The 21,390-nt window shown below is 55.1% G+C and carries 22 protein-coding genes and 1 pseudogene; 12 read left to right on the top strand and 11 right to left on the bottom strand.

Annotated elements, in window-relative coordinates; genetic code table 11:
- Window positions 1-91: 91 nt before the first annotated feature.
- The 3 genes from LH86_RS00570 (at window position 92) to LH86_RS00560 (ending at window position 2,047) form a co-directional block, all read left to right on the top strand.
- Window positions 92-1,228, top strand: a complete 1,137-nt coding sequence (locus LH86_RS00570) for an alpha/beta fold hydrolase (RefSeq protein WP_039297473.1) — start codon at window positions 92-94, stop codon at window positions 1,226-1,228.
- 128 nt (window positions 1,229-1,356) lie between these two features.
- Window positions 1,357-1,644, top strand: coding sequence for a type II toxin-antitoxin system MqsR family toxin (locus tag LH86_RS00565; RefSeq protein WP_231562713.1), 288 nt, complete (start codon window positions 1,357-1,359; stop codon window positions 1,642-1,644).
- Window position 1,645: 1 nt separating this feature from the next.
- Window positions 1,646-2,047 (top strand): type II TA system antitoxin MqsA family protein, encoded by a 402-nt coding sequence (locus LH86_RS00560; protein ID WP_039297468.1) that lies wholly within the window; start codon window positions 1,646-1,648, stop codon window positions 2,045-2,047.
- Here LH86_RS00560 and LH86_RS00555 read toward each other — a convergent pair.
- On the bottom strand, window positions 2,044-2,976 hold the full coding sequence (locus LH86_RS00555) for a LysR family transcriptional regulator (RefSeq protein WP_039297465.1): 933 nt from the start codon (window positions 2,974-2,976) through the stop codon (window positions 2,044-2,046). The two genes, LH86_RS00560 and LH86_RS00555, sit on opposite strands and share 4 nt — an antisense overlap.
- A 120-nt stretch (window positions 2,977-3,096) precedes the next feature.
- Here LH86_RS00555 and LH86_RS00550 point away from each other — a divergent pair, with 120 nt between their 5' ends.
- Window positions 3,097-3,777 (top strand): nitroreductase, encoded by a 681-nt coding sequence (locus tag LH86_RS00550; RefSeq protein WP_039297463.1) that lies wholly within the window; start codon window positions 3,097-3,099, stop codon window positions 3,775-3,777.
- Here LH86_RS00550 and LH86_RS00545 read toward each other — a convergent pair.
- The gene (locus tag LH86_RS00545; RefSeq protein ID WP_039297460.1) at window positions 3,774-4,640 is read right to left on the bottom strand and encodes an EamA family transporter; all 867 of its coding nucleotides are present in this window, start codon (window positions 4,638-4,640) and stop codon (window positions 3,774-3,776) included. The two genes, LH86_RS00550 and LH86_RS00545, sit on opposite strands and share 4 nt — an antisense overlap.
- Window positions 4,641-4,732: 92 nt before the next feature.
- Here LH86_RS00545 and LH86_RS00540 point away from each other — a divergent pair, with 92 nt between their 5' ends.
- The gene (locus LH86_RS00540) at window positions 4,733-5,518 is read left to right on the top strand and encodes an AraC family transcriptional regulator (RefSeq protein ID WP_039297457.1); all 786 of its coding nucleotides are present in this window, start codon (window positions 4,733-4,735) and stop codon (window positions 5,516-5,518) included.
- Between the two features lie 47 nt (window positions 5,519-5,565).
- Here the strand turns inward: LH86_RS00540 and LH86_RS00535 are convergent, their stop codons facing one another.
- The 3 genes from LH86_RS00535 to cbpA all read right to left on the bottom strand — a co-directional run bounded on the left by LH86_RS00535 (window position 5,566) and on the right by cbpA (window position 7,300).
- A complete protein-coding gene (locus LH86_RS00535; RefSeq protein WP_039286956.1) occupies window positions 5,566-5,925 on the bottom strand; it encodes a hypothetical protein in 360 nt (119 codons plus the stop codon).
- A gap of 149 nt (window positions 5,926-6,074) precedes the next feature.
- Entirely contained in the window at window positions 6,075-6,380 is a 306-nt protein-coding gene (gene cbpM / locus LH86_RS00530; protein WP_039297454.1) for a chaperone modulator CbpM, read from the bottom strand.
- Window positions 6,380-7,300: a curved DNA-binding protein gene (gene cbpA / locus LH86_RS00525; RefSeq protein ID WP_039297451.1), complete on the bottom strand. Its 921-nt coding sequence runs from the start codon at window positions 7,298-7,300 to the stop codon at window positions 6,380-6,382. Before cbpA ends, cbpM begins: the two co-directional genes overlap by 1 nt.
- A gap of 291 nt (window positions 7,301-7,591) precedes the next feature.
- Here cbpA and LH86_RS00520 point away from each other — a divergent pair, with 291 nt between their 5' ends.
- The 4 genes from LH86_RS00520 (at window position 7,592) to LH86_RS00505 (ending at window position 9,919) form a co-directional block, all read left to right on the top strand.
- On the top strand, window positions 7,592-7,861 hold the full coding sequence (locus LH86_RS00520; protein ID WP_039297448.1) for a DUF1778 domain-containing protein: 270 nt from the start codon (window positions 7,592-7,594) through the stop codon (window positions 7,859-7,861).
- 3 nt (window positions 7,862-7,864) lie between these two features.
- The gene (locus tag LH86_RS00515) at window positions 7,865-8,389 is read left to right on the top strand and encodes a GNAT family N-acetyltransferase (RefSeq protein ID WP_039297445.1); all 525 of its coding nucleotides are present in this window, start codon (window positions 7,865-7,867) and stop codon (window positions 8,387-8,389) included.
- A gap of 173 nt (window positions 8,390-8,562) precedes the next feature.
- A complete protein-coding gene (locus tag LH86_RS00510; RefSeq protein ID WP_039297442.1) occupies window positions 8,563-9,147 on the top strand; it encodes a hypothetical protein in 585 nt (194 codons plus the stop codon).
- 292 nt (window positions 9,148-9,439) lie between these two features.
- Window positions 9,440-9,919 carry an RrF2 family transcriptional regulator gene (locus LH86_RS00505; protein ID WP_008458195.1) on the top strand — a complete coding sequence of 160 codons (480 nt, stop codon included), beginning with the start codon at window positions 9,440-9,442 and terminating at the stop codon, window positions 9,917-9,919.
- Window positions 9,920-10,019: 100 nt separating this feature from the next.
- Here LH86_RS00505 and oqxB read toward each other — a convergent pair whose 3' ends face one another.
- Both oqxB and LH86_RS00495 read right to left on the bottom strand, forming a co-directional pair.
- Entirely contained in the window at window positions 10,020-13,172 is a 3,153-nt protein-coding gene (gene oqxB, locus LH86_RS00500) for a multidrug efflux RND transporter permease subunit OqxB (RefSeq protein WP_039297439.1), read from the bottom strand.
- Window positions 13,173-13,195: 23 nt separating this feature from the next.
- Complete coding sequence (locus LH86_RS00495) at window positions 13,196-14,374, bottom strand: efflux RND transporter periplasmic adaptor subunit (RefSeq protein ID WP_039297436.1); 1,179 nt, start codon at window positions 14,372-14,374, stop codon at window positions 13,196-13,198.
- A gap of 335 nt (window positions 14,375-14,709) precedes the next feature.
- On the opposite strand from LH86_RS00495, the gene LH86_RS00490 reads away from it, so the two are divergent.
- Together LH86_RS00490 and LH86_RS00485 are read left to right on the top strand one after the other, a co-directional pair.
- The gene (locus LH86_RS00490) at window positions 14,710-15,060 is read left to right on the top strand and encodes a helix-turn-helix domain-containing protein (RefSeq protein WP_039286935.1); all 351 of its coding nucleotides are present in this window, start codon (window positions 14,710-14,712) and stop codon (window positions 15,058-15,060) included.
- 407 nt (window positions 15,061-15,467) lie between these two features.
- The gene (locus LH86_RS00485) at window positions 15,468-15,719 is read left to right on the top strand and encodes a hypothetical protein (protein WP_039286933.1); all 252 of its coding nucleotides are present in this window, start codon (window positions 15,468-15,470) and stop codon (window positions 15,717-15,719) included.
- Between the two features lie 198 nt (window positions 15,720-15,917).
- On the opposite strand, the gene LH86_RS00480 is transcribed toward LH86_RS00485, so the two are convergent.
- The 3 genes from LH86_RS00480 to LH86_RS00470 all read right to left on the bottom strand — a co-directional run bounded on the left by LH86_RS00480 (window position 15,918) and on the right by LH86_RS00470 (window position 19,879).
- Window positions 15,918-18,020 carry a peptidase domain-containing ABC transporter gene (locus LH86_RS00480; RefSeq protein WP_039297433.1) on the bottom strand — a complete coding sequence of 701 codons (2,103 nt, stop codon included), beginning with the start codon at window positions 18,018-18,020 and terminating at the stop codon, window positions 15,918-15,920.
- A complete protein-coding gene (locus tag LH86_RS00475) occupies window positions 18,013-19,302 on the bottom strand; it encodes an HlyD family secretion protein (protein ID WP_039297430.1) in 1,290 nt (429 codons plus the stop codon). Before LH86_RS00475 ends, LH86_RS00480 begins: the two co-directional genes overlap by 8 nt.
- A gap of 238 nt (window positions 19,303-19,540) precedes the next feature.
- Window positions 19,541-19,879, bottom strand: coding sequence for a SymE family type I addiction module toxin (locus LH86_RS00470; protein WP_052045529.1), 339 nt, complete (start codon window positions 19,877-19,879; stop codon window positions 19,541-19,543).
- A 741-nt stretch (window positions 19,880-20,620) separates the two neighbouring features.
- Here LH86_RS00470 and LH86_RS22520 point away from each other — a divergent pair.
- Complete coding sequence (locus LH86_RS22520) at window positions 20,621-21,025, top strand: hypothetical protein (protein WP_156106997.1); 405 nt, start codon at window positions 20,621-20,623, stop codon at window positions 21,023-21,025.
- Between the two features lie 253 nt (window positions 21,026-21,278).
- On the opposite strand, the pseudogene LH86_RS22705 reads toward LH86_RS22520, so the two are convergent.
- Window positions 21,279-21,386: pseudogene (locus LH86_RS22705) on the bottom strand (integrase); the annotation flags it as partial.
- Window positions 21,387-21,390 lie beyond the last annotated feature (4 nt).

Below are 21,390 nucleotides of genomic sequence, written 5' to 3'. Positions count from 1 at the left end.
ATTACTCTTATTATAAGAGTTAATGGCGAAAGGGCAAGTTTTAAACAGCCGATGCCAGAGAACAGTCGCTCATTTACCCAGGTGAACCTTAATGAAATCTACGCGTACCCTTACGAAAACCAGTCTGTTGTTAAGCCTTCTGTTGGCCGGAACCGGGCTCTCCAGCCCCGTATTTGCCGCCCCCACAGCAGCACCCGCGGCTCCCTGGGACACTCAGCTCAACCCGGCGGCACATCAGGCCGATGCCGTATTCACTGACTACAAGTTTCGGGATGGTGAAACGCTGGCTCAGGTGAAACTGCACTACGCCACGCTCGGGAAGGCGCACCGAAATGCGCAGGGAGAGATTGATAATGCGATCCTCGTGCTGCACTGGACGGGGGCAGACAGCCGGGCGCTGCTGAGCCCGGTCTGGACCAAATCCCTTTACGGACCTGGCCGCCCGCTGGATTCGAATCGCTACTATCTGATTTTTGCCGACAGCATTGGTCACGGTCAGTCGAGCAAACCGAGCGACGGCTTAAAGGCAAAATTCCCCAACTACGATTACGGCGATATGGTTGATTTGCAGCATAAGCTGGTAACTGAAACGCTGGGGATTAAACATCTGCATGCCGTGATAGGGATGTCGATGGGGGGAATGAACGCCTGGCAGTGGGCGGTGGCGTACCCGAACATGATGGATGGCGTTATGCCGGTCGTGTCGCTGCCGATCAAGGTCTCCGGGCGTAATCTGCTGTGGCGCAGAATGATCGTAGACTCGGTGCGAGCCGATCCGGCCTGGCACAACGGCAATTATACTCAGGCGCCTGAGAGCTGGCTTCAGGGCTACAACATCCTGAGAATGATGATCGACAGTGCGCCGGATCTGCAAAGAACGATCCCGGACGGGGCCGCAGCGGACAAGTTCCTGGCGAACAACCGTTTCACCGCCAATCATATCGACACCAACGATGTTCTCTATTCGCTCAAATCCTCCTTCAGCTATAACCCGCAGCCTGATCTGAGCAAAATCACCACCAAACTGTATGCGCTGAACTTCTCGGACGACGAGTTCAATCCGGACAGCCTGCGCGTGCTGGAAACCGAGGTGCCGAAGCTAAAACAGGGCCGCTATGTAGTGCAGGCTGGCACCCCGACATCGCCGGGGCATTTCACCATGACGCGCCCGGATCTGTGGGCTAATCACGTCGGCGAATTTATGCAATGGATTGGCGATAAAGGGTAACTCTCATCGGGCGTCACCTATTTCTGGAGATGCCTCGAGGATTTCTACCGGACTGATTTACACGCACCGGGAACAAAATTAACCTATTTGCATATTTTTGCAGATAGGTTAATCTCATGGAGAAGAGAATGCCCCATACCCGCCTGAATTTTATTCACTCGATGGTCAGAGCAGGCAATGTTGCGATAACCCATACCGCATTAGCGAGTGGCGCAGCGCTTGGTTTTACCGCAAAGCGGGATTTTTTCGACGTCGTGCTGGCGCTTAGCCCGAGGGATTTCGAAAAAAGTATGACGGCTTACCACGATCATACCCTCTGGCATGAGGTCTACCGGCCAGTTTTCAATGGGCAGTCACTTTATATAAAGCTGGTTGTTCATGGCGGAGTGCTTATCGTGTCATTTAAGGAGTGCTGAGATGAAATGCCCTGTGTGCGGCGGCGAAAATGCCGTTCATGAAGCCCGCGATATTCACTACGAATACAAAGGCCATTCCAAAACGTTTCCGGGCGTGACCGGGCTGCATTGCAATGACTGCGGTGAAATTGTTTTCGCCGATGGGGAAGGTGATGCCTATTTCAGCGGCATGCTGGCGTTTAACCGCGAAGTGAACGCCCAGGAGGTCGACCCCGCCTTTATTGCCGCCGTGCGTAAACGCCTGAAGCTGAATCAGGCGCAGGCCGCCGAATTTTTTGGCGGGGGAGCCAATGCGTTCAGCCGTTATGAAACGGGGCGCATTGCCCCTCCGCGGCCGCTGATCCTGCTGTTTAAAGCGCTGGATAAACACCCTGAGCTTTTTGACGAGCTCAAAACGAGCTAAATGTCCTGCCAGTAAGGCGGAGAGCCAAACTTCGCCATAAAAAAGTCTATTGCCGTGCGGGTGTTAAGCGACGGAAAGCGCCCGCCGGGGTAGAGCATATAGAGCGAATGGTCGGTGGCGCTGTAGGACGCGGTGTAATCCGTCATCATCGGGATAAGCCGCTTGGCCCGCAGCGAATCGCTGATTTGCCAGTCCGGAAACAGCACGATACCCGCGCCATCTTCTGCCGCTTTCACCAGCATCTCAGCGTTCCCGGAGATGATTTTAGGCTCCGGCGTTAGCTGTATTTTTTCTTCGCCCTGCGTGAAATACCAGCGCTGAAGGCCCATCAGGCCGCGGTAGGCTAGTAACCTGTGATTGTGTAGCTCTTCGGGCTTTTGCGGCGTGCCGTAGCGTGCGAGATAGGCCGGGCTGGCGACCAGATAAGCGCGCTGGCGGGTAATAAAGCGCCCGTGCAGCGAGCTGTCCTGCATCGGCGAGATACGCAGCAGCAGATCGGTGCCGTCCGCCAGCGGGTCGATGTAGTTATCGGTCAGGTTTAACTCCAGCCTCAGCGCCGGGTAGCGCTCGCTGAATTCAGCAATCCACGGGGCGATGTGACGCAGGCCGAAAGACACCGGCGCGTTGAAACGAAGCACGCCGCCGGGCTGCTGGCGGCGCTCGCCAATCTGGTTCTGTGCCTGCTCAAGCTGGCTCAGCATTTCCCTGAACGCTGCAGCGTAAATATTCCCCGCCTCGGTGGCGACCACGGCTCGCGTGTTGCGGTAAAGCAGCTGTGTCTCCAGCGATTGCTCAAGCTGAATTACGGTGCGGGAAACGGAAGAGGGGGAAAGGTTCTCCTGGCGGGCCACTTCTGAAAAGCTGCCTTCGTTGATAACGGCAAGGAAGAGGCGCATTGAGCGCGCGTTTATCTGGCTCAGATCTTTCATTTGTGCAATTTCCGCAAAAGTCCTTAATGGATTATACGGTTTTTCGCTACGTCCGGCAGCGTTATCCTCCCCGGCAAGTAACGATGCCTGGCTTCGCCGGGCAAGCACAGAGAGGATGGTATGAGCAATTCAGTTTTGGCTTTTGACGAGGCCGTACGTCAGCGTTTTTCATCCAGAGCGTTTCTGCCTACGCCGCTGACAGAGGCACAAATTCGGGATGTTTTGCAGGATGCCCAGCATTCTCCGTCCAACTGCAACACGCAGCCGTGGAACGTCCATATTGCCTCTGGCGCAACCAAAGATGCGCTGCAAAAGATGATGATTGAGAACGATACGGCGGGTAACGTCACGCCAGATTTCAGCTTCAGCTATGACGATTTTCACGGCGATTATTACGAGCGCAGCCAGCGCCAGGCGAAGGTTTATTACGATGCGCTTGGCATCGCCCGTGACGATAAAGAGAAGCGCCGCGAAGCGTATCTGCGTAACTTCAACTTCTTCGGTGCCCCACACGTAGCGTTCCTGTTTATGCCCTCGTTTGGCGACAACGTGCGCGTGGCGTCCGACATCGGCATGTACGGGCAGAGCTTCCTGCTGTCTTTGGCGGCGCGTGGTTTTGCCGGCATTCCGCAGACGCTGCTCGGCTTCCATGCCGATGCGACGCGTAAAATTCTTGGCGTGCCGGACGAGTATCGCCTGCTGTTCGGGATCTCCTTCGGCTATGCCGACCCGAATGCACCTTCTGCGCAGGTTCGCATGTGGCGCCAGAGCGTGGACGACAGCGTGACGCTGCATAACTAGCGGCTGAGCGGGCGTTCTTTTTTCATGCCGATGGCCAGGGCCAGCAGGATCGCAGCCAGCGAAAGCGCGCTGGTGAGATCGGGAAGCTGGCCAAGAATCAACGCCGAGCTGAGCATGGCGAAGACCGGGATCAGCAGAGAAAGCGGTGCCACGCGGGAAGCCGGGTATTTGTGAAGCAAGGTGTTCCAGCCCCAGTAACAGAAATGCGTTGCGGCATAAACCTGAAACATAAGTGAAAGCACGGCCTGTTTATCGATATTTTGCGCCAGCGAAGTGAAGGGCGCGGAACCGTGCCAGACCCAGGTCAGCAGCACCAGCGGTACAGGGGGAAACAGGCTGGCCCATACCACAAAAGCAAAGATCTCTTTCACGCCGGAAAGTTTGATGATGATGTTCCCGGCGCTCCAGGCCAGCGCGCTGATAACAATCAGTATCAACCCGGTTAGCGTTGCGCTGCCGGCGCTATCCAGCAGCACGCCAAGCAGCCCCGCCGCCGCCAGAACAATACCGCAGCGCTGCGGGCGTGTCAGACGCTCGCCAAACAGCAGAACGCCCCAACCCAGGGTAAAAAAGGCGCTGAGCTGGATAAGCAAGGCGGCGCTGCCGGGCGGTACGCCAAACGCGATACCCAGATTGATCAGCGCCCACATCGCCACGCCAAAAATCAGCCCATAGGCCGCTACCCAATGCAAAGCTACTGCCGGGCGTTGGATAAAGAAAACCCACGGCAGGGCGGCAAGCGTAAACCGCAGGGCGGTTAAGAGAAGTGGATCGATATGGGCCAGCCCGAGCCGGGTAAGAGGAAAGTTAATTCCCCAGGCGGCGGTGACGGCCAGGGCGAGAAAAAGGTGTTTGCGCTGCATGTCTGTGTCCGGTGAAAAGTGTCGCCGTGACTGTAGCGCTTCCCGAATTGGCCTGCTTTTATTAACGGGTCAATTATTGGTAAAATTGGGCCATGCAAAATAACAGCGCTGAAGTTTATCAGGATTCGCCTCAGGCCATCATCGTCACGGAAAAGCACTTCGCCGACGGGGATTGCTTCCCAATGCACAGCCACGAACGCGGGCAGTTTGCCTACGCCGCAAGCGGCGTTATCTCCGTTGAAACGCTTGGCGGAAACTGGGCCGTGCCGCCGCAGTGTGCCATTTGGGTACCTGGCGGTCTGGTTCACGCCATGCAAATGCGTGGGCCAGTCATCATGCTTAACGGCTATATCAGTGACACCGCAGCGCACCGGCTCAGACTGCCGCAGACAAGCCAGGTTTTTGGCGTGTCGCGGCTGCTACGCGAACTGCTGGCGCAGTCTGTCGACCTGACCAATGTCACTCAGCCTGAAGGGCGCAGCCAAAGCCTGCTTGATTTGCTGCTCTATGAAATTGCCTCGATGCCCGCGCTTTCTCTCAATGCCCCGCTGCCCGACGAACCTCGTCTGCAGGCGGCCTGCCGGGCGTTCTTGCTGGCACCTTCGCTGGAAACGTCCGTCGACGATATGGCGGCGCGCGCGGGCATGAGCCGCCGAACCTTTACCCGCCAGTTCAGGCAGCAGACCGGCATCAGCTTTGTGGCATGGCGGCAACAGGCCTGCCTGCTGGCGGCAATAGGTCGGTTAGGTGAAGGGGAAGCGATCACGCGGGTTGCGCTGGATTTAGGCTACAGCAGTCCGGGCGCTTTTTCTGGCGTGTTTAAAAAGGCTTTGGGGAAAACGCCGGGGCGATATTTTGCAGAAAAACAGACAGATTGAGGCAATAAAAAAGCCGCTTTCGCGGCTTATTGTGCAGAGAAGGCTAATTATTCAGTGACCTTTTTCTTCAGGTCAGCCGCGCCTTCTTTGGTCTTATTCCAGCCTTTTTCAGCGCCTTCTTTGGTTGCGTCCCAACCCTTCTCGGTGCCTTCTTTGGTTTTATGCCAGGCCTTCTGGGAGCCTTCGCTCACCTTGCTGCCTACGCTGTCGCTTTTACCTTCGGCGGCGTGTTTAGACTTAAGCTTCAGCTCTTCGCCTTTGTTTTCCGCCTCGTGCAGTTTCTCTTTGGCGGTGTTCGCGCCTTCGTGTGCCGCAGCGACGGTCTCATCGGTTGCATGTGTGGTGGTCGCGGCAAAAACAGGGGCAGCCAGCAGAATTGCAGATAAAGCGATGATCGTTTTTTTCATAATATCCTCAACAAACGTTATCAGTCCTTATGACCGTGAATAAGCCTGGCACAGCGAAGCGGATGTTGCCTTAGGTAATATTCCTAAATGAATCAGGATGTTCATGGCTGGTGGATATATTCTGCTGAATAATCCACCAGAAGATGCGCTTATGGATGGCGAATAAAACGCCCTATACGCTGCCGGAGCAGGCGATTTTCCTGCCGCAGGCGTTCGTTCTCCTCCATCAGGGTGAGCGCCACGGCAATGCCCGGCCAGTCGAGTTCTAATTCTCGTCGTAACCGCAATGCCCGCTGCGCTATGTTGATCGCGTGGTCGTCAAACTGCCACGGCCTGACCTCAAAATCGTAAGGTTCGACGACGCCAAGGCCGACGATCTCATTGAGTTCCTCCTCCTGAATGCCGGTGTGCAGACAGAACTCGGTGATGGTAAAAGTGACGGTGACGTTAGCCATTATTTTTTCCCCCAATCTTTGCGCGGATTGAACGCCGACTCGACGTCTGCCAGCTGTTGCCAAAGCGCCGCAGCGTTTTCATCCGGCTTAGGCGGCATCACGATTTTGATCACCGCGAACAGGTCGCCGGTATGCTGTTTGCTGACCAGCCCTTTGCCCTTGATGCGCAGCTTCTGCCCGGCCTGGCTGCCGGCAGGAATGGTCATCAGAATGCTGTCTTTGAGGGTCGGAACCTCGACTTTTGCCCCCAGCGCGGCTTCCCACGGGGCAAGCGGCACCACGACTTCCAGATTGTGGCCGACAATGTCGAACAGCGGATGCGGCGCGATATGAATCACCAGCCACAGGTCACCGTTTGGCCCGCCGTTTTCACCCGGCGTGCCCTGGCCTTTGAGCCGGATGCGCTGCCCGTCGCCAACGCCTGCCGGGATTTTTACATTCAGTGTTTTAGGGATTTCCTGCTCGACGATACCAAAGACGTTATAGACCGGCAGCTTATAGCTGATGGTACGGCTGTGTTCGGCCAGCGTCTCTTCAAGGAATACGGCGACTTCGATTTCTAAATCGTGGCCGCGCGCGGCGTGCGGCTGGCGAGAATGTCTGGCCTGCTGGCCGAACATAGAAGAGAAAATATCTTCGAAGTCCTGGGCGTTGTAGCTCTGCTCGCCGCCCTGGTGGAACTGCTGATTAAACTGCGGGTCGTTGCGGTGCTGCCACATCTGGTCGTACTCGGCGCGGCGCTGCTCGTCGCTCAGCACTTCCCAGGCTTCGGCCACCTCTTTAAAGCGGGCTTCTGCGTCGGGCTCTTTGCTGACGTCGGGGTGATATTTGCGCGCCAGGCGGCGGTAGGCGGTTTTGATGGTTTTGAGTTCATCCGTCGGTTTCACGCCCATGATGGCGTAATAATCCTTTAATTCCATAGCGTTATCTCGCATAAATCGGTGCATGCAGAACAGAACGTGCGGAAAAGTGTCGCCGGTAAGTATAGGCCCGTTGCGGGAAGGTGGGGGGGGGAGGGAGGATTTTTCAGGACGATGATCTGGCCAGAATTTATGACACATCAATCCCCGGGTGCTGTTGAAAATTTATCCCGACAGGCGTATTGTTTGCGTACGGTTTTTTTCCGTACATTTTATGGTGCTTAGCCTTAAAGTGTTCATTGATTTCATCGTCCTGCTGACACCTGCGGCAGGTCGGGGAGTAAATACAGGATGTCAGCTTTAAAAAAACAGCGCATCGACCTCAGATTGAGTGACGACGACAAAAGCATGATCGAAGAGGCGGCAGCCATGTCCAATCAGACGATCACCCAGTTTATGATTGCCTGTGCGTCGGCGCGCGCTGCGGAAGTGATCGAACAGCATCGCCGCCTGGTGCTGAATGAAGCATCGTGGAACCGAGTGATGGATGCTATTAGTAATCCGCCTGAACCGGATGACAGGCTAAAACGTGCAGCAAGGCGTCTGAAAGACATGGAGTAAGCCGTGGCCGACCTGACTATTGAATTGTTTTCAGCAGATACCGCCTATGATTTTCGCGGTTTTGACTGCGGAGAAACGTCTCTGAATGCTTTTCTCGGCGAACACTTTATTCGCCAGCACAATGGCCGCTTTTTACGTGGCTATCTTCTTGTGACCAAAGATGTAAATCCCAAAGTGCTGGGTTACTACACCTTATCCGGCAGCTGCTTTGAAAAAGAGGCGCTGCCGTCGAACACCCAAAAACGAAAAATCCCCTATGCAAATGTCCCCAGCGTGACGCTGGGGCGGCTGGCCATTCATAAAGATCTGCAGGGTCAGGAATGGGGTTCAGCGCTTGTGGCGCACGCAATGAAAGTGGTTTATTTAGCGTCACAGGCGGTGGGCGTTCATGGGATTTTTGTCGATGCCATTAACGATAATGCGAAGCACTTTTATCAAAAATTAGGCTTTATTGCGCTGGTAGGGAAAAACGCTAATTCGCTTTTTTATCCTACCAGGTCGATTGAAAAATTATTTGAGCATGAATAAGCGATCTATTTGATCCCCCGCGCCTTTCAGACTTCTTGAATTGAAAATCCCTTCACTTCCTTCTAAGGTCAGAGAGCATAAAATCGCCTGAAAGCATCGCTTCAGGCTGCTCCAGGCTATTTTCTGCTTCGACTTCTGGCGTGATTAAATAACAAAAAGAAGGAAACTTACCGTTGAATCGTTACTCCATCGCTGTTCTGGCTTCGACCTGCCTGCTGGCCGCCTGTGCTGGCCCGCAGTCGGCAAAAACATCGCAAATTAAAGACCTGAATGCCCCGCAAAGCATCGCTTTTGCCGGTAAAACTTACGGGCAATCCTTCACTCGCTCAACGCCGCAGCAGGCAGTGTGGGAATACACCACCGACGGTGAAAAAGCCGAAAACTGGCAGTGGACCCGGCTGATTACGGTTAATCAGATCAAACTCAATGCCCCGCTTGACCGCTGGATGCAGGCGACCGCGCTGGAGTTAAACCGCACGGTGCCGAAGCCGCATTTTGATGTGGCGCGAAACGGGGATGTGGCCGAAGTCCGCATTATCTATCTGCCAAAGCCGGGTGATGCCAAACAAAGCGGCTACGAGTCAGACGTGTGGCTTGCCCGTGAAGCCTGCGGCGGTATCGTCAATCTACAGTTTGCCCGCCAATATCCTGCCGATCCAAACGTCACCGAAAACGAAATGGTGAAGCGAATCAAAGGGGATAATGACAAAGATATGGCGACGCTGCAGGCGTTAAACTGGAAACCAGAATGCCGCTAATTAGATTCCCCGGTCAAAACAGGCCGGGGCATTTTATTAAACGTGAGCTAGATGACTTATTATTCAGTATGGCAAATACTTGAATTAATTAACCAGCCTGGCAGAATTCATTTATTGAATAGTTTAGTACCGTAACTTATTGAAAATGAGCTTTCGGTTATTTTGAGCTGGCTCGCAGCTAAAGCTCAGATTGCTTCAAAAAAAACGTGACATTTGGTATATTGTTGCTCATTGATTATTCACCTTAGCGGTGCCAAAAAGAACAAGATCCACCGCGACCCAGGAAAATGAAATGTTAGATTACCGCTTCCCGACAGCTTTGCAGATGGTTCTCAGCGTAGCGATGGCGGAGCAAATGGGTGAACGTTCGACCAGCGCCATCCTCGCCTACGGCCTGGAAGCCAACCCGAGCTTTATCCGTAAACTGATGGTTCCCCTTACGCGCGACGGCATTATTGTCTCGACGCTGGGGCGCAACGGTTCCATTCATCTTGGCCGCCCGGCCGAAGAGATAACCCTGCGAGATATTTACCTGTCGGTGATTGAAGACAAAAAGATTTGGGCTTCCCGCCCGGACGTGCCTGCCCGCTGCGTGGTGAGCGCCAACGCCTGCTGGTACTTCAAAACGATTGCAGAAGAAGCCGAAGAGGCGTCGCTGGCAGTGTTGGCTCGCCATACCGTGGCCAGCGCGCTGGAGAAAGTGAAAAAGAGCGATACCAGCGGCTGCCAGCCGGTGCCCGAGCTTGAGGCGCTGTACAAAAAAGGCCATTAAGCCCACAGCCACTTTCCGCAAAAATAAAAAAACCGCCTCTTTGAAAGGCGGTTTTTTATTGGGCGAATCGGGCGGCTATGCACCGCCCGTTTTATTCGTTTCACGCCTCGACAGTTTTTGCCTGGGTTTTGCCGCGTGTAACGAGCTTGCGCAGCGTGACGTAGAACACCGGCGTCAGGAACAGACCAAACAGCGTCACCCCTAACATGCCCGAGAACACCGTCACCCCGGTCACGCCGCGCACTTCTGCCCCTGCGCCGTGGCCCAGAATCAGCGGGATAGTCCCGGCGATAAAGGCAATCGAGGTCATCACGATAGGGCGCAGACGCAGGCGGCAGGCTTCCAGTGCGGACTCCATAATGCCTTTGCCCTGCATCTCCAGCTCGCGGGCGAATTCGACGATCAGGATGGCGTTCTTACAGGCCAGGCCCATCAGCACCACCAGCCCAACCTGTACGAACACGTTGTTATCGCCCCCGGTCAGCCAGACGCCGAACAGCGCGGACAGCATGGTCATCGGCACGATCAGGATCACCGCCAGCGGCAGCGTCCAGCTTTCGTACAGCGCGGCGAGTACCAGGAACGCCAGCAGCACCGCCACCGGGAAGACGATCATCGCCGTGTTGCCCTGGGTTGCCTGCTGGTAGCTCAGATCCGTCCATTCGATGTTCATCCCGTTCGGCAATACCTGCCCGGACATCGCGGCCAGCTTAGTCATCGCCTGTGCGGAGGAGAGCACGCGTGGATCGGCATCGCCGATGAGATCCGCAGCCGGGTAGCCGTTATAGCGGATCACTGGGTCCGGCCCGTAGGTGGTGGTGATTTTCACCATGCTGCCGATCGGCACCATTTCCCCCTGGCTGTTGCGGGTGCGCAGGTTGCCGATGTCTTCCACGCTGTCACGGAACTGCCCGTCGGCCTGAGCCATCACGCGCCAGGTGCGGCCAAACTCGTTGAAGTCGTTCACGTAGGACGAGCCCAAATAAGTCTGCAGCGTACCGAACAGATCGGTCAGCGACACGCCCTGCGCCTTGGCTTTGTCGCGGTCTACCTGCACATCCAGCTGCGGCACGTTCGCCTGGTAGGTGGAGATCGGGAAGTGCATCCCCGGCGTTTGCATAATCGCGCCGGACATGGTGTTCACCGCGGTTTGCAGCGCCCCGTAGCCTAAGCCCGCCCGGTCCTGGATATACAGCGAGTAGCCGGAACCCTGGCCCAGCCCCAGAATCGGCGGTGGCAGAATTGAGAAGCCGAAGCCTTCCTGAATTTGCGAGATTTTGGCGTTGATCTCGGCGTTAATTTGCGCCGCGGTATGTTTCCGTTCGCCGAACGGTTTCAGGCCGAAGAACACCGTGCCGGTATTCGGCGTGTTGGTGAACTGCAGCGCGTTCAGGCCAGGGAATGCCACCGCGTAATCCACGCCTTCGGTGTTCATCCCGATTTCGCTCATCTTGCGGATCACAGCGTCGGTGCGCTCCAGCGAAGCGCCTTCCGGCATCTTCACGCCGCCGATCAGGTAGAGCTTATCCTGGGTTGGAATAAACCCGCCCGGCACGGTTTTGAACATCACCCCGGCAGCACACAGCAGCAGCACGTACACCGCAAACACCGCGCCACGGCGACCAAGGGTTTTACTCACCAGACCCTGGTAGCCTTCCGAACTGCGGTGGAAGAAGCGGTTGAACGGGCGGAACAGCCAGCCGAACAGGCGGTCGATCAGCCGGGTAGGCATGTCCTTCGGCGCGCCGTGTGGCTTCAGCAGCAGGGCCGCCAGCGCCGGGGAAAGCGTCAGGGAGTTAATCGCCGAAATCACCGTCGAAATGGCGATGGTCACCGCGAACTGCTTGTAGAACTGCCCGGTTACGCCGGAGAGGAACGCCATCGGCACGAACACCGCGCACAGCACCAGGGCGATAGCGATAATCGGCCCGGAAACCTCGCGCATGGCCTGGTGCGCCGCCTGCAGCGGGGCCAGCCCTTCTTCGATGTTACGCTCGACGTTTTCCACCACCACGATGGCATCATCCACCACGATGCCGATGGCGAGCACCAGCCCGAACAGGCTCAACGTGTTCAGCGAGAAGCCAAGCAGATAAAGAATGCTGAACGTCCCCACCACTGAAACCGGGACGGCAATCAGCGGGATGATGGACGCGCGCCAGGTTTGCAGGAACAGGATCACCACCAGTACAACCAGCACCACGGCTTCCAGCAGGGTTTGCACCACTGCCCGGATGGAGTCGCGGACGAACACGGTCGGGTCGTAAGGTGCGGCCCACTTCATGTCTTCCGGGAAGCGCGTGGACAGCTCGGCCATCTTGGCGCGCACGGCGTTAGACAGATCGATGGCGTTGGCGCCCGGTGCCTGGAAGATACCGATCCCGACCGCATCTTTGTTGTTCAACTGGGAGCGCAGGGCATAACTGCCGGAACCAAGCTCGATGCGCGCCACGTCACGCAGGCGCACCAGCGAGCCGTCCGGGGCGGTTTTCAGGATGATGTTGCCGAACTCTTCTTCGCTGTGCAGGCGGCCCTGGGCGTTAATAGAAATCAGGAAGTCGCTCGCTTTCGGCAGCGGCTCTGCGCCGAGCTGACCGGCAGACACCTGCACGTTCTGCTCCTGCATTGCCGTGACCACGTCAGAGGCCGTCAGGCCACGCGCAGCCACTTTGTTCGGATCCAACCACACGCGCATGGCGTATTCGCCGGAGCCGAAAATCTGGATCTGCCCGACGCCCGGCAGGCGCGCGAGTTCGTCCTTCACTTTCAGCGTGGCGTAGTTACGCATGTACAGCGAGTCGTACTTGCCGTTCGGCGAGAACAGATGCACCACCAGGGTCAGCGTGGGCGACTGTTTCTGGGTGGTAATACCGAGGCGGCGAACGTCTTCCGGCAGGCGAGCTTCGGCCTGGGAAACGCGGTTCTGCACCTGAACCTGCGCCTGATCCGGATCGGTACCCGGGCGGAAGGTCACGGTCGTCACCAGCACGCCGTCAGAGCCAGCAACGGACTTCATGTACATCATGTTTTCGACGCCGTTGATCGCTTCTTCCAGCGGCGTTGCCACGGTTTCAGCGATCACTTTCGGGTTGGCGCCAGGGTATTCTGCCCGGACCTGCACGCTTGGCGGCACGACGTCCGGGTATTCACTGATCGGCAGCAGCGGGATCGCGATAAGCCCCGTAATAAAAATCAGAATCGACAGCACCGCGGCAAAAATCGGCCTGTCGATAAAAAAGCGGGAAAAGTCCATGCGTCGGATTCTCTGGTAAGGGATCAGTTAACGGCAGCGCTGGTGGCGGCCATGGCGACAGGTTTCGCGTTCACCGGCATGCCCGGCATAAACACTTTCTGCAGCCCGTCGACGATGACTTTATCGCCAGGGTTCAGCCCCTGCTGGACGATACGCAGCCCGGCAGCGAGGCGGCCCGGCGTGATGTCGCGGCGCTGGGCCTTGCCGTCTTTATCCACGATGTAGACGTATTTTCTGTCCTGGTCGGTCAGCACTGCTTTGTCGTTGATCAGCAGCGCCTGGAACTCCGCGCTGCCCGGCAGACGAACGCGGGCGAACAGCCCCGGGGTGAACTGACGCTGGGCGTTATCCAGCAGGGCGCGCATGCGGATGGTGCCGGTGCTGGCGGTGAGCTGGTTGTCGAGGAAGTCCACGGTGCCCTGATGCGGGTAACCTTCTTCGCCGGACAGGCCAATTTCTACCGGCAGTGCCTTATGGTCGCTGGACGCGCCCTGGCCGCTGCGGGCGAGGTTCTGGTAGTGCAGATAGGTGGATTCATCCACGTCGAAGTAGGCGTAAACCGTCTTCTGGGACACCACGGTGGTGAGTACGCTGGCGCTGTCGCCCGCCGTGACCAGGTTCCCGCTGGTGATCAGCGCGCGGCTGGCGCGGCCGTCGATCGGGGCGGTGACTTTGGTGAAGTCGAGGTTTAGCTGCGCCGCGTCAACCGCCGCCTGGGCCGCACGAATATCGGCGTCAGCCTGGGTGGCGGCGGAGCGGCGCTGTTCCCACTCTTCGCGGGAAATCACGTTGGTGCCGATCAGCTTGTTGGTGCGGCTGGCTTCGCTGCGGGCGAGGCTGGCCTGGGTTTTGGCTCTCATCAACGCCGCCTGCGCCTGTTCCAGCGCGGCGCGGTAGGTTCTGTCGTCGATGGTGAAGAGGACTTCACCTTTCTTCACTTCCTGGCCGTCGGTGTAGTTCACTTTGTCGATGTAGCCGGAGACGCGGGGGCGGAGCTGAACGCTTTCCACCGCTTCGATGCGGCCGTTAAAACTATCCCACTGGCTAACGGGTTTCACCACCACGTCGGCGACGCTCACGGCTGGTGCCTGCGGCACGGCGTTTTGTGCGACTCCCCGGTCGCATCCGGCGAGCAGCGCGGCAAGCAGTACCGGCCCCAACACGCGCAGATGAAGGCTAACCCAATGTTTTTGCAGGCTCATTATTCTTATTCCGATAGTTGAAGTCGGCCGGGCAAGACGCAGCGGAGGGTGCCGCGCCACTTCCTTTGTCCGGGCTGACCTGAGGCCATTTGTGTCGCTCATCGGCACAAAATGTGTATCAATTACGAATACAGTATCGCGGCGATTGTAGGAAGGCGTAGAACTAAGTGCAAGAATAATTGTTGCACTTTCTGTGCTATTTGTGCCATTCGAAAAAGGCCCATTTGTAACGAGGATTTAATGTAACAATAAAACTTGCAATTATTGTCAAAGCAGGTCAGATTTAAATGCAACTGATAAAGATGCTTTTAACAAACCCGCAGGGGAGAGAGACAATGAGCACCGATGCCTTCATGCATGATTTACTCGGCTGGATTGATAACCACCTCGACAGCCGCCTCGACATCAACACCGTTTCCGAGCGGGCAGGGTACTCGAAGTGGCACCTGCAGCGGATCTTCAAGCAGCACACCGGCTACAACCTGGGCGAGTACATTCGCGCGCAAAAGCTGAAGAAATCAGCCGAGCGCCTGAGCCGCACCGAAGAGCCGATCCTGAACGTGGCGATCTCCCTGGGCTTTGACTCGCAGCAGTCTTTCAACCGCAGCTTCAAGCGCCAGTTCGGCATTGCGCCGGGCGTGTGGCGTCGGCAGCTGGCGCACACCGGGAACCGCTATGGGGCCTGAGAGACATCGACTTCCAGCCTGCTCTTTGGTCAGAGCGGGTTGGGGGATGCCTGTTTCGTTTTAAGTCATATTAAAATGGCGTTCAGACTGTTGAATCAGAATGAATATATAGTCGATGAAATAAACCTGCCTATATACAATATATAACATAGTTAACCCACCTTTTCGCTATATTCCATTTTGTACAAATGCTTATTCAAATAATCACCATTAAAGTAATGTGACATTTATAAGCCTGTTAAAAACAGGCCTATTAAAAATAAAAAAATAATGTTTTATGGTGGTTTGATCTTTTGCCTGGCCTGTATTAGAAATTATATCAGGGTAGGGAATGCATTGTTTTACCGCCTCACTATCCGCGAGAGCTTTTAACCTTTCTTTCCGTTTATTTTATTATGGTGAAAATCATGAAAGAATTATCCACTCAGGAAGTTAAGTCAGTTAGCGGTGCGGGTTTACTGGATGGCGTGATCGGCGGCGCGGGCGATCCGCTGGGCACCGTGGGCGGCATTGTTAGCGGCCTGCCGGTTGTGGGCGGCGTTCTCAATGGCGTGACCCAGCTTGTGGGTGGCGTGGTGAATAGCGTGGTTAGCGGTGTGAGTTCTATTCTGGGCGGGCTGCTTGGCGGCACCGGTCTGTTCGGCAGCACCAAGCGTTAATATCACGGACGCAATGCTTTTCCCAATGGAATAACGGAACGGCATTTTAATGGATTAAAACACTCCCCATAATATATGGCAGCCGCCGGAAAGGTGCTGCTGTATATTTTATTTGCGTTTATATATTTTCCTTTTCTGTTTAATCACTATTGCCCTGGCAAAAACAAGAGGAATGTCTCCTCTTATTTAAGCCTCTGTTCACTCTCCTAAATCTATGACCCGGTTAGCGCTGGCGATTGTTGACGGGCGATGGGCAATAAAGATGCGGGTTATTTTCAGCGAAGCGATAGCGGCATTGATATGGGCTTCATTGGCCAGATCCAGGTGGCTGGTGGCCTCGTCGAGAAACAGCAGATTGGGCTGACGATAAAGCGCCCTGGCGATCAGCAGCCGCTGTTTCTGCCCCCCGGAAAGGTTGCCCCCCAGTTCGCCAATCAGCGTTTCATAGCCCATCGGCAGGCTCATAATTTCGTCATGGATGTTGCAGTTCCGGGCGCAGCTGATAATGCGCTCTGCATCTTTGCTGATGTCGAAGCTGCCGATGTTGTCGGCTATCGACCCGGCAAAAAGTTTGTCGTCCTGCAGCACGCAGGCGATGCTGTCGCGGTAGTTATTCAGCCCGACTTTACTGATGTCCAGGCCGTCGATCAGGATTTGTCCGCGCGTAGGATCGAGTAGCCCGGCCATCACCTTCATTAAGGTTGTTTTCCCGATCCCGGAAGGGCCCACGATGGCCACGCTTTCCCCGGCGGCGACGGTGATATTCAGATCGGCGAAAATCGGCCGCGACAGCCCGTCGTACTGGAAGACCAGGTCGCGGGCTTCAAAGCTGGCGGGCTGATTTTTGGGTAGCAGCTTGCGAGGCGGCTGGCTGGTTTCGGTGTCGGTAAACACCACATCGGCGATACGGTCGCTGTGCAGGCCGAGCATACGCAGCTGCAGGATCATATCGATCAGGTTGGCTGCCCGCTCAGAGAACTGCCCGCGATAGGCGTTGAAGGCGACGAACATCCCGAGCGTCATCTGGCCGTTGATCACCATCAGCGCGCCCAGCCACAAAATCACTATCTGGTCGACGGCACCGATAAAGGTGTTGATGCCCCCAAACAGCATATCCAGCTTGGTGATGCGGATGTTGGCGTTGGCGGTATCTATATTGAGGTTGAGCCAGTACTGCGAGCGCGTGGTGGACAGCCCCAACGCTTTCAGCGTGCCGATGCCGTAAAGGGTTTCCATAAAGTGGGAATTGGCCCGCGCGCCTTTGACGATCTTCTCTTCCGAGGCCTGGCGGTACTGGTTGTAGGTGGCCAGGCGCAGCACCATATAAAACGCGGTAAAGCCCAGCACGACCCACACCAGCCAGCCGCCGTAAAGCACCATCATAATCAGCACGCCGACCGACATCAGGGTGTCGATAATGCCGTTGACCAGGTTGGTGGTCAGCGTGGTGCGGATAGTATCCAGGGAGCCAAAACGGGACTGGATATCGCCGAGTTTGCGCTTTTCGAAATAGGCCAGCGGCAGTTTGAGCAGGTGATCGAACATGCCCGCTTTCCACTGCACTTCAATCAGGGAATTCATCACCAGCGACGTCCAGGCCCGGAGCATGCTGACGAAGGTGCGAAACAGGGTAAAGAACAGCAGCCCGATACAGATCAGCGCCAGTAAGTCATGATCCTCGGCGATGATGACGTGGTCCATCACCAACTGGGTGCCGATGGGGATCAGCAGGTTGATTGCCTCCACCACCAGAGACAGGCAGAAGATTTTCGTCAAAAAACCTTTCAGGCCACCGATGTTGCCGAGCAGGGTGCGGAAGCTGAGGCGGCTGCGCTGGGTCACGCGGGCAAACTCGCTGTCCGGCCACAGCTCCAGCGCGACGCCGGTAAAATGCTGGGACATTTCCGCCAGGCCCACGACGCGGCGGCCAAAGCCCGGATCGTGGATCACAAAGCCCGAGCGTTTGACGGCGACCAGCACCACAAAGTGGCTCATGTCCCAGTGGAGAATGCAGGGCGTTTTCAGCTCGCGCAGCTCGTTCAGATCCAGCGAAAGCGGGCGGCTTTTCAGGCGCAGCTGGGTGGCGATGTCGATCAGCAACGCCAGCGTTGCGCCGTGCGAGGAGATGCCAAACCGCTGGCGCAGGTTGAAGAGGTCGATGTTCATGCCGTGGTAGCGGCAGACCATCACCAGGCAAGCCAGGCCGCACTCTGCCGCTTCCGTTTGCAGGACCTGGGGCACTCTGCGGCGCAGGCTAAAGTTCAGCTGATGCATCATGTCTTTAAAAGCGGATTCATTCATGCACGGGTCCGGTTAGGCTTTTTTTAAGGTCGTAGTAAGGGGCGAGCATCCACTGGTAGACGGGGCGTTTTTCCAGGAATAGCGTGGATTCCGCCTTCATGCCGCTGGAGAGCCGCAGGGGGTTGTCTCTGGCGGTGAGGCGGCTCAGGTCGAGCGCGACCAGCACTTTGTAAAAGGGCTGATTGGTGGTGCCGGACGGCTGGCGGGGCACATTGTTGTACATCGCCATTTCCTGCGCCGAGGCAGGCACGCTGGAAATCGACAGGATCTTGCCAGGGAACTGGCCGAACTTCTCAAATGGAAAAGCTTCGTAACGGATGTTGATGCTGTCCCCCGGCGTGACGTAGGGCAGGCTGCTGTTGGGGAGCCACAGCACCAGCGCGTAGCCGTCGCCCCCGTTAGGCACCAGCTGCGCGAGGCTGTCGCCGGCGTTGACCATCTGCCCCTGGGTGACGCTCAGGGAGTCGATTTTGCCGTCGCTGGGGGCGTCGATAAACACGGTCCCGCCGCCGTCCACTTCCGCCAGCTGGCGGTTGAGGCCGCTCAGCTGGAACTGGTACTGGGAGATTTGGTTGTCAAAATCTGTCGCCCGCGTGGAGAGCTCGCTTTGCAGGTTGGTGATCTGCAGGCTTTCCTGAATGCTCTGGGTGTTCAGACTTTGATAGGCGGTTTGCTGCTGGTAATAGAGGTAGCGCTGGTTGTTGAGCTGGTCTTTGGTGATCATGCCCTTGCGCTGGTAGCCATCGTAGTTGTCCATGCTCTGGCGCATCTCTTCCATGCCTTTGGCGGCGTTCGCCACCAGGGCAAGGGACTTCTCGTGCGCGGTCTGGTACTGATTCAGCTGCTGCCTGAGGTTTTGCTCGGTTTTCTGCTTGTTCTGCTGCAGCTTGAGGATGATTTCCTCGATAAGCTGGATCTGTTTCTGGATGGCGGCGATAGAGTTCTGGCTGACGTTGCCCGACTGGGTCGAGCGGCTGGTATCTATCTGATAAAGATGATCGCCTTTTGCCACGCTGTCGCCGGTTTTAACCCAGGTGTGGGTGATAAACCCCTGCTGCGGAGAGAAGATATTGATGGCGTGCGGCTGGGTGATGACTTCCCCGCTGACGTTAATCCGCCGGGTATAGCTGGAGAAGGCCATCAGGCTTATCAAAATAATTAAAAACGCGGCGGAAAGTAAAACCACCACCCAGGCGGGATACCCGGAGATCAGTAACGCTTTACCCAGCCAGTTGCTGCGGGTGTGCTCTATGGCTTCCTTGCGGAATATATTTCTGTTCATTGGGAGAGAGCAGGCCATCATCGTTTTTTATACTCATTAGAGTAGTTTAAGCGTTTGCGCGCGCCAGCAATGCGGTGAGTTTTTTTATACTTATGGCGGAAGGGAATAATATATTTTATATAGAGAAGCCCGAACCCGGAATAGGGTTTTTATTTCCAGGGTTATTTAAAGTGAAATTAACGTGGCGGTAAAATTTAGTTCATTAACCCCGGCAATTCACCGGGGCCAGGTTCAGCCGTTAACGCACCGGCGGTTTAGGGGCGATCACGTCCTCGATAAACGCTTTGACCTGCTTCTGCCTGCGGGCGGAAAACTTACACACCTTGCGCAGCGTCTGCATTATTTCTGGCTCTTCCACCGGCGGCAGCGGCTCTTTGGCCGTTAATATCAGGCAGCCCGGCAGAACCCGCACCTCCACGCTTGTGCCCGTATCAAAACCTGCGTCTGCAAGCCAGAACCCATTCAACGTTATGGCGGGTGAAGGCTGGAATTTTTTCGAATCTCGAATGTAGCCCACAGTATAAGTCCTTGTTGTTGTGGGGATGTGGTTCTCTGGCTTATTATGCTCTTCAGTCATGGTCAACTCCGTTGGTAGTTGGTTGTGATTAGCGGTTAGGGCGGGTTGCCGCCTGCCTTAATCGCGCTTTCTTTTGTCTTCTTTTCTTACTGCTCTCTTACTTCTGCTCTTACTGCTTTTGGTTTGTGCTTTCTGATTGATTCATGCGGGAATTATACCTTGCTGGAGGGTTTTGCTGGGAAAAGGGGGGGATAAATGGAATGTGCCTCGCAGAAAAAATATGGATGGATTTACAGGGGAAAGACCTTTTATTTTTTTACTATCGCTTATCTTTGGCCCTTGTTAATCATTGATGAAAACAGGTGCATTCTTGGTTACTTTGTCGCTAACAGATCTGAATGTTTACCCTGCTTCCCCTGGCGATGCACAGATGCTGGTTGGTATACGCGTTGAATAGTTCAGGTGGCCAAATTAACTATACTGCTAAAATTTAACTCCGAAACTATATTCCAATGAAACAATCATTTTCGGATAACAGGAGAATGCATTGCGGTATATTACGTACTATTTTACCTTGCAGTTTAGTTCGTAGCACGTCATGGTAACTGGTATAGCACCAGTTAATGGGAAGGTAGGGGATTATGGCTCTACATACTCAACATCATTTATTCAGCTAGCATCGGCTAGATGACGCGCGATGGTTACTACTCAGTACTGTTTCAATTGTTGGTATCTGTTCCATTTACCTGCTCGTTGTCTGTATAAAATTCTAATCTCTATCAAAATAGGTGATTTATGAGAATGTTATCTGTAGTCGTATTGTTTTTGTGTGGTGCTTCGGCTACATCTGCTTTCGCGGGCGAATACCATGCTGCTGATGGTAGTTTGCAGGGTTCTTCCAAAACAGCTTATGGAAAAACGGATTACTATGGGGCTGATGGGTCTCTGCAGGGATCTTCATCTACGTCTTACGGGAAAACAGAGTATCACAATGCGGACGGCAGCCTAAAAATGTCTTCCACAACGTCTTATGGAAAAACAGAATATCGTAATGCTGATGGTAGTTTGCAGGGAACCTCTACGACATCTTATGGAAAAACGGAATATCGTAACGCTGATGGGAGTCTAAAAGGTACTTCCACGACATCTTATGGTAAAACGGAGTTTCGTGATGCTGATGGGCGATTAGTGAGCACTCTTGAGTAACTAATTGTCACCTGTATGAACAACCCCAAACTCAACCATTTAAATAAAGTACAGGGCGTGTTTGGGGGGCATTCTCTATGCCTCAACGGAAATTCATATCAGACAATATTAAAACAACCAATTCCTGCGCAACATTAATTTTTTCGACTTTGCTTGTGATATTGATGCTCGCTACTACATCATTGGACAACTCTGCACAAGATAGTAACAGCGGTTACACGCGCGATATATTAATCAACGAGGGGCAGGTCATAGCAATTCGTAGGATTAAACCATCACCGCCAAACAAGTTGATTCCTTTATCGGCTGACCTGGTGCTTTTGATTACAGTGTCAGGGAGTTTCTTAGCGATCTTTGCCATTTTA

The sequence above is a fragment of the Cedecea neteri genome (assembly GCF_000758325.1).
GTDB classification, from domain to species: Bacteria; Pseudomonadota; Gammaproteobacteria; order Enterobacterales; family Enterobacteriaceae; genus Cedecea; species Cedecea neteri_B.
This window is presented reverse-complemented; position numbering and strand designations above follow the sequence as displayed.

Excerpts from the sequence above, each read along its gene's own strand:
- LH86_RS00555 (WP_039297465.1), bottom strand. The coding sequence starts at position 2,976 with ATGAAAGATCTGAGCCAGATAAACGCGCGCTCAATGCGCCTCTTCCTT.
- LH86_RS00480 (WP_039297433.1), bottom strand. The coding sequence starts at position 18,020 with ATGAATGAATCCGCTTTTAAAGACATGATGCATCAGCTGAACTTTAGC.
- LH86_RS00560 (WP_039297468.1), top strand. The coding sequence starts at position 1,646 with ATGAAATGCCCTGTGTGCGGCGGCGAAAATGCCGTTCATGAAGCCCGC.
- LH86_RS00505 (WP_008458195.1), top strand. The coding sequence starts at position 9,440 with ATGTTAGATTACCGCTTCCCGACAGCTTTGCAGATGGTTCTCAGCGTA.
- LH86_RS00570 (WP_039297473.1), top strand. The coding sequence starts at position 92 with ATGAAATCTACGCGTACCCTTACGAAAACCAGTCTGTTGTTAAGCCTT.
- LH86_RS00490 (WP_039286935.1), top strand. The coding sequence starts at position 14,710 with ATGAGCACCGATGCCTTCATGCATGATTTACTCGGCTGGATTGATAAC.
- LH86_RS00475 (WP_039297430.1), bottom strand. The coding sequence starts at position 19,302 with ATGAACAGAAATATATTCCGCAAGGAAGCCATAGAGCACACCCGCAGC.
- cbpM (WP_039297454.1), bottom strand. The coding sequence starts at position 6,380 with ATGGCTAACGTCACCGTCACTTTTACCATCACCGAGTTCTGTCTGCAC.
- LH86_RS22520 (WP_156106997.1), top strand. The coding sequence starts at position 20,621 with ATGTTATCTGTAGTCGTATTGTTTTTGTGTGGTGCTTCGGCTACATCT.
- cbpA (WP_039297451.1), bottom strand. The coding sequence starts at position 7,300 with ATGGAATTAAAGGATTATTACGCCATCATGGGCGTGAAACCGACGGAT.
- LH86_RS00495 (WP_039297436.1), bottom strand. The coding sequence starts at position 14,374 with ATGAGCCTGCAAAAACATTGGGTTAGCCTTCATCTGCGCGTGTTGGGG.
- LH86_RS00470 (WP_052045529.1), bottom strand. The coding sequence starts at position 19,879 with ATGACTGAAGAGCATAATAAGCCAGAGAACCACATCCCCACAACAACA.
- LH86_RS00485 (WP_039286933.1), top strand. The coding sequence starts at position 15,468 with ATGAAAGAATTATCCACTCAGGAAGTTAAGTCAGTTAGCGGTGCGGGT.
- LH86_RS00550 (WP_039297463.1), top strand. The coding sequence starts at position 3,097 with ATGAGCAATTCAGTTTTGGCTTTTGACGAGGCCGTACGTCAGCGTTTT.
- LH86_RS00565 (WP_231562713.1), top strand. The coding sequence starts at position 1,357 with ATGCCCCATACCCGCCTGAATTTTATTCACTCGATGGTCAGAGCAGGC.
- LH86_RS00545 (WP_039297460.1), bottom strand. The coding sequence starts at position 4,640 with ATGCAGCGCAAACACCTTTTTCTCGCCCTGGCCGTCACCGCCGCCTGG.
- LH86_RS00520 (WP_039297448.1), top strand. The coding sequence starts at position 7,592 with ATGTCAGCTTTAAAAAAACAGCGCATCGACCTCAGATTGAGTGACGAC.
- LH86_RS00535 (WP_039286956.1), bottom strand. The coding sequence starts at position 5,925 with ATGAAAAAAACGATCATCGCTTTATCTGCAATTCTGCTGGCTGCCCCT.
- oqxB (WP_039297439.1), bottom strand. The coding sequence starts at position 13,172 with ATGGACTTTTCCCGCTTTTTTATCGACAGGCCGATTTTTGCCGCGGTG.
- LH86_RS00540 (WP_039297457.1), top strand. The coding sequence starts at position 4,733 with ATGCAAAATAACAGCGCTGAAGTTTATCAGGATTCGCCTCAGGCCATC.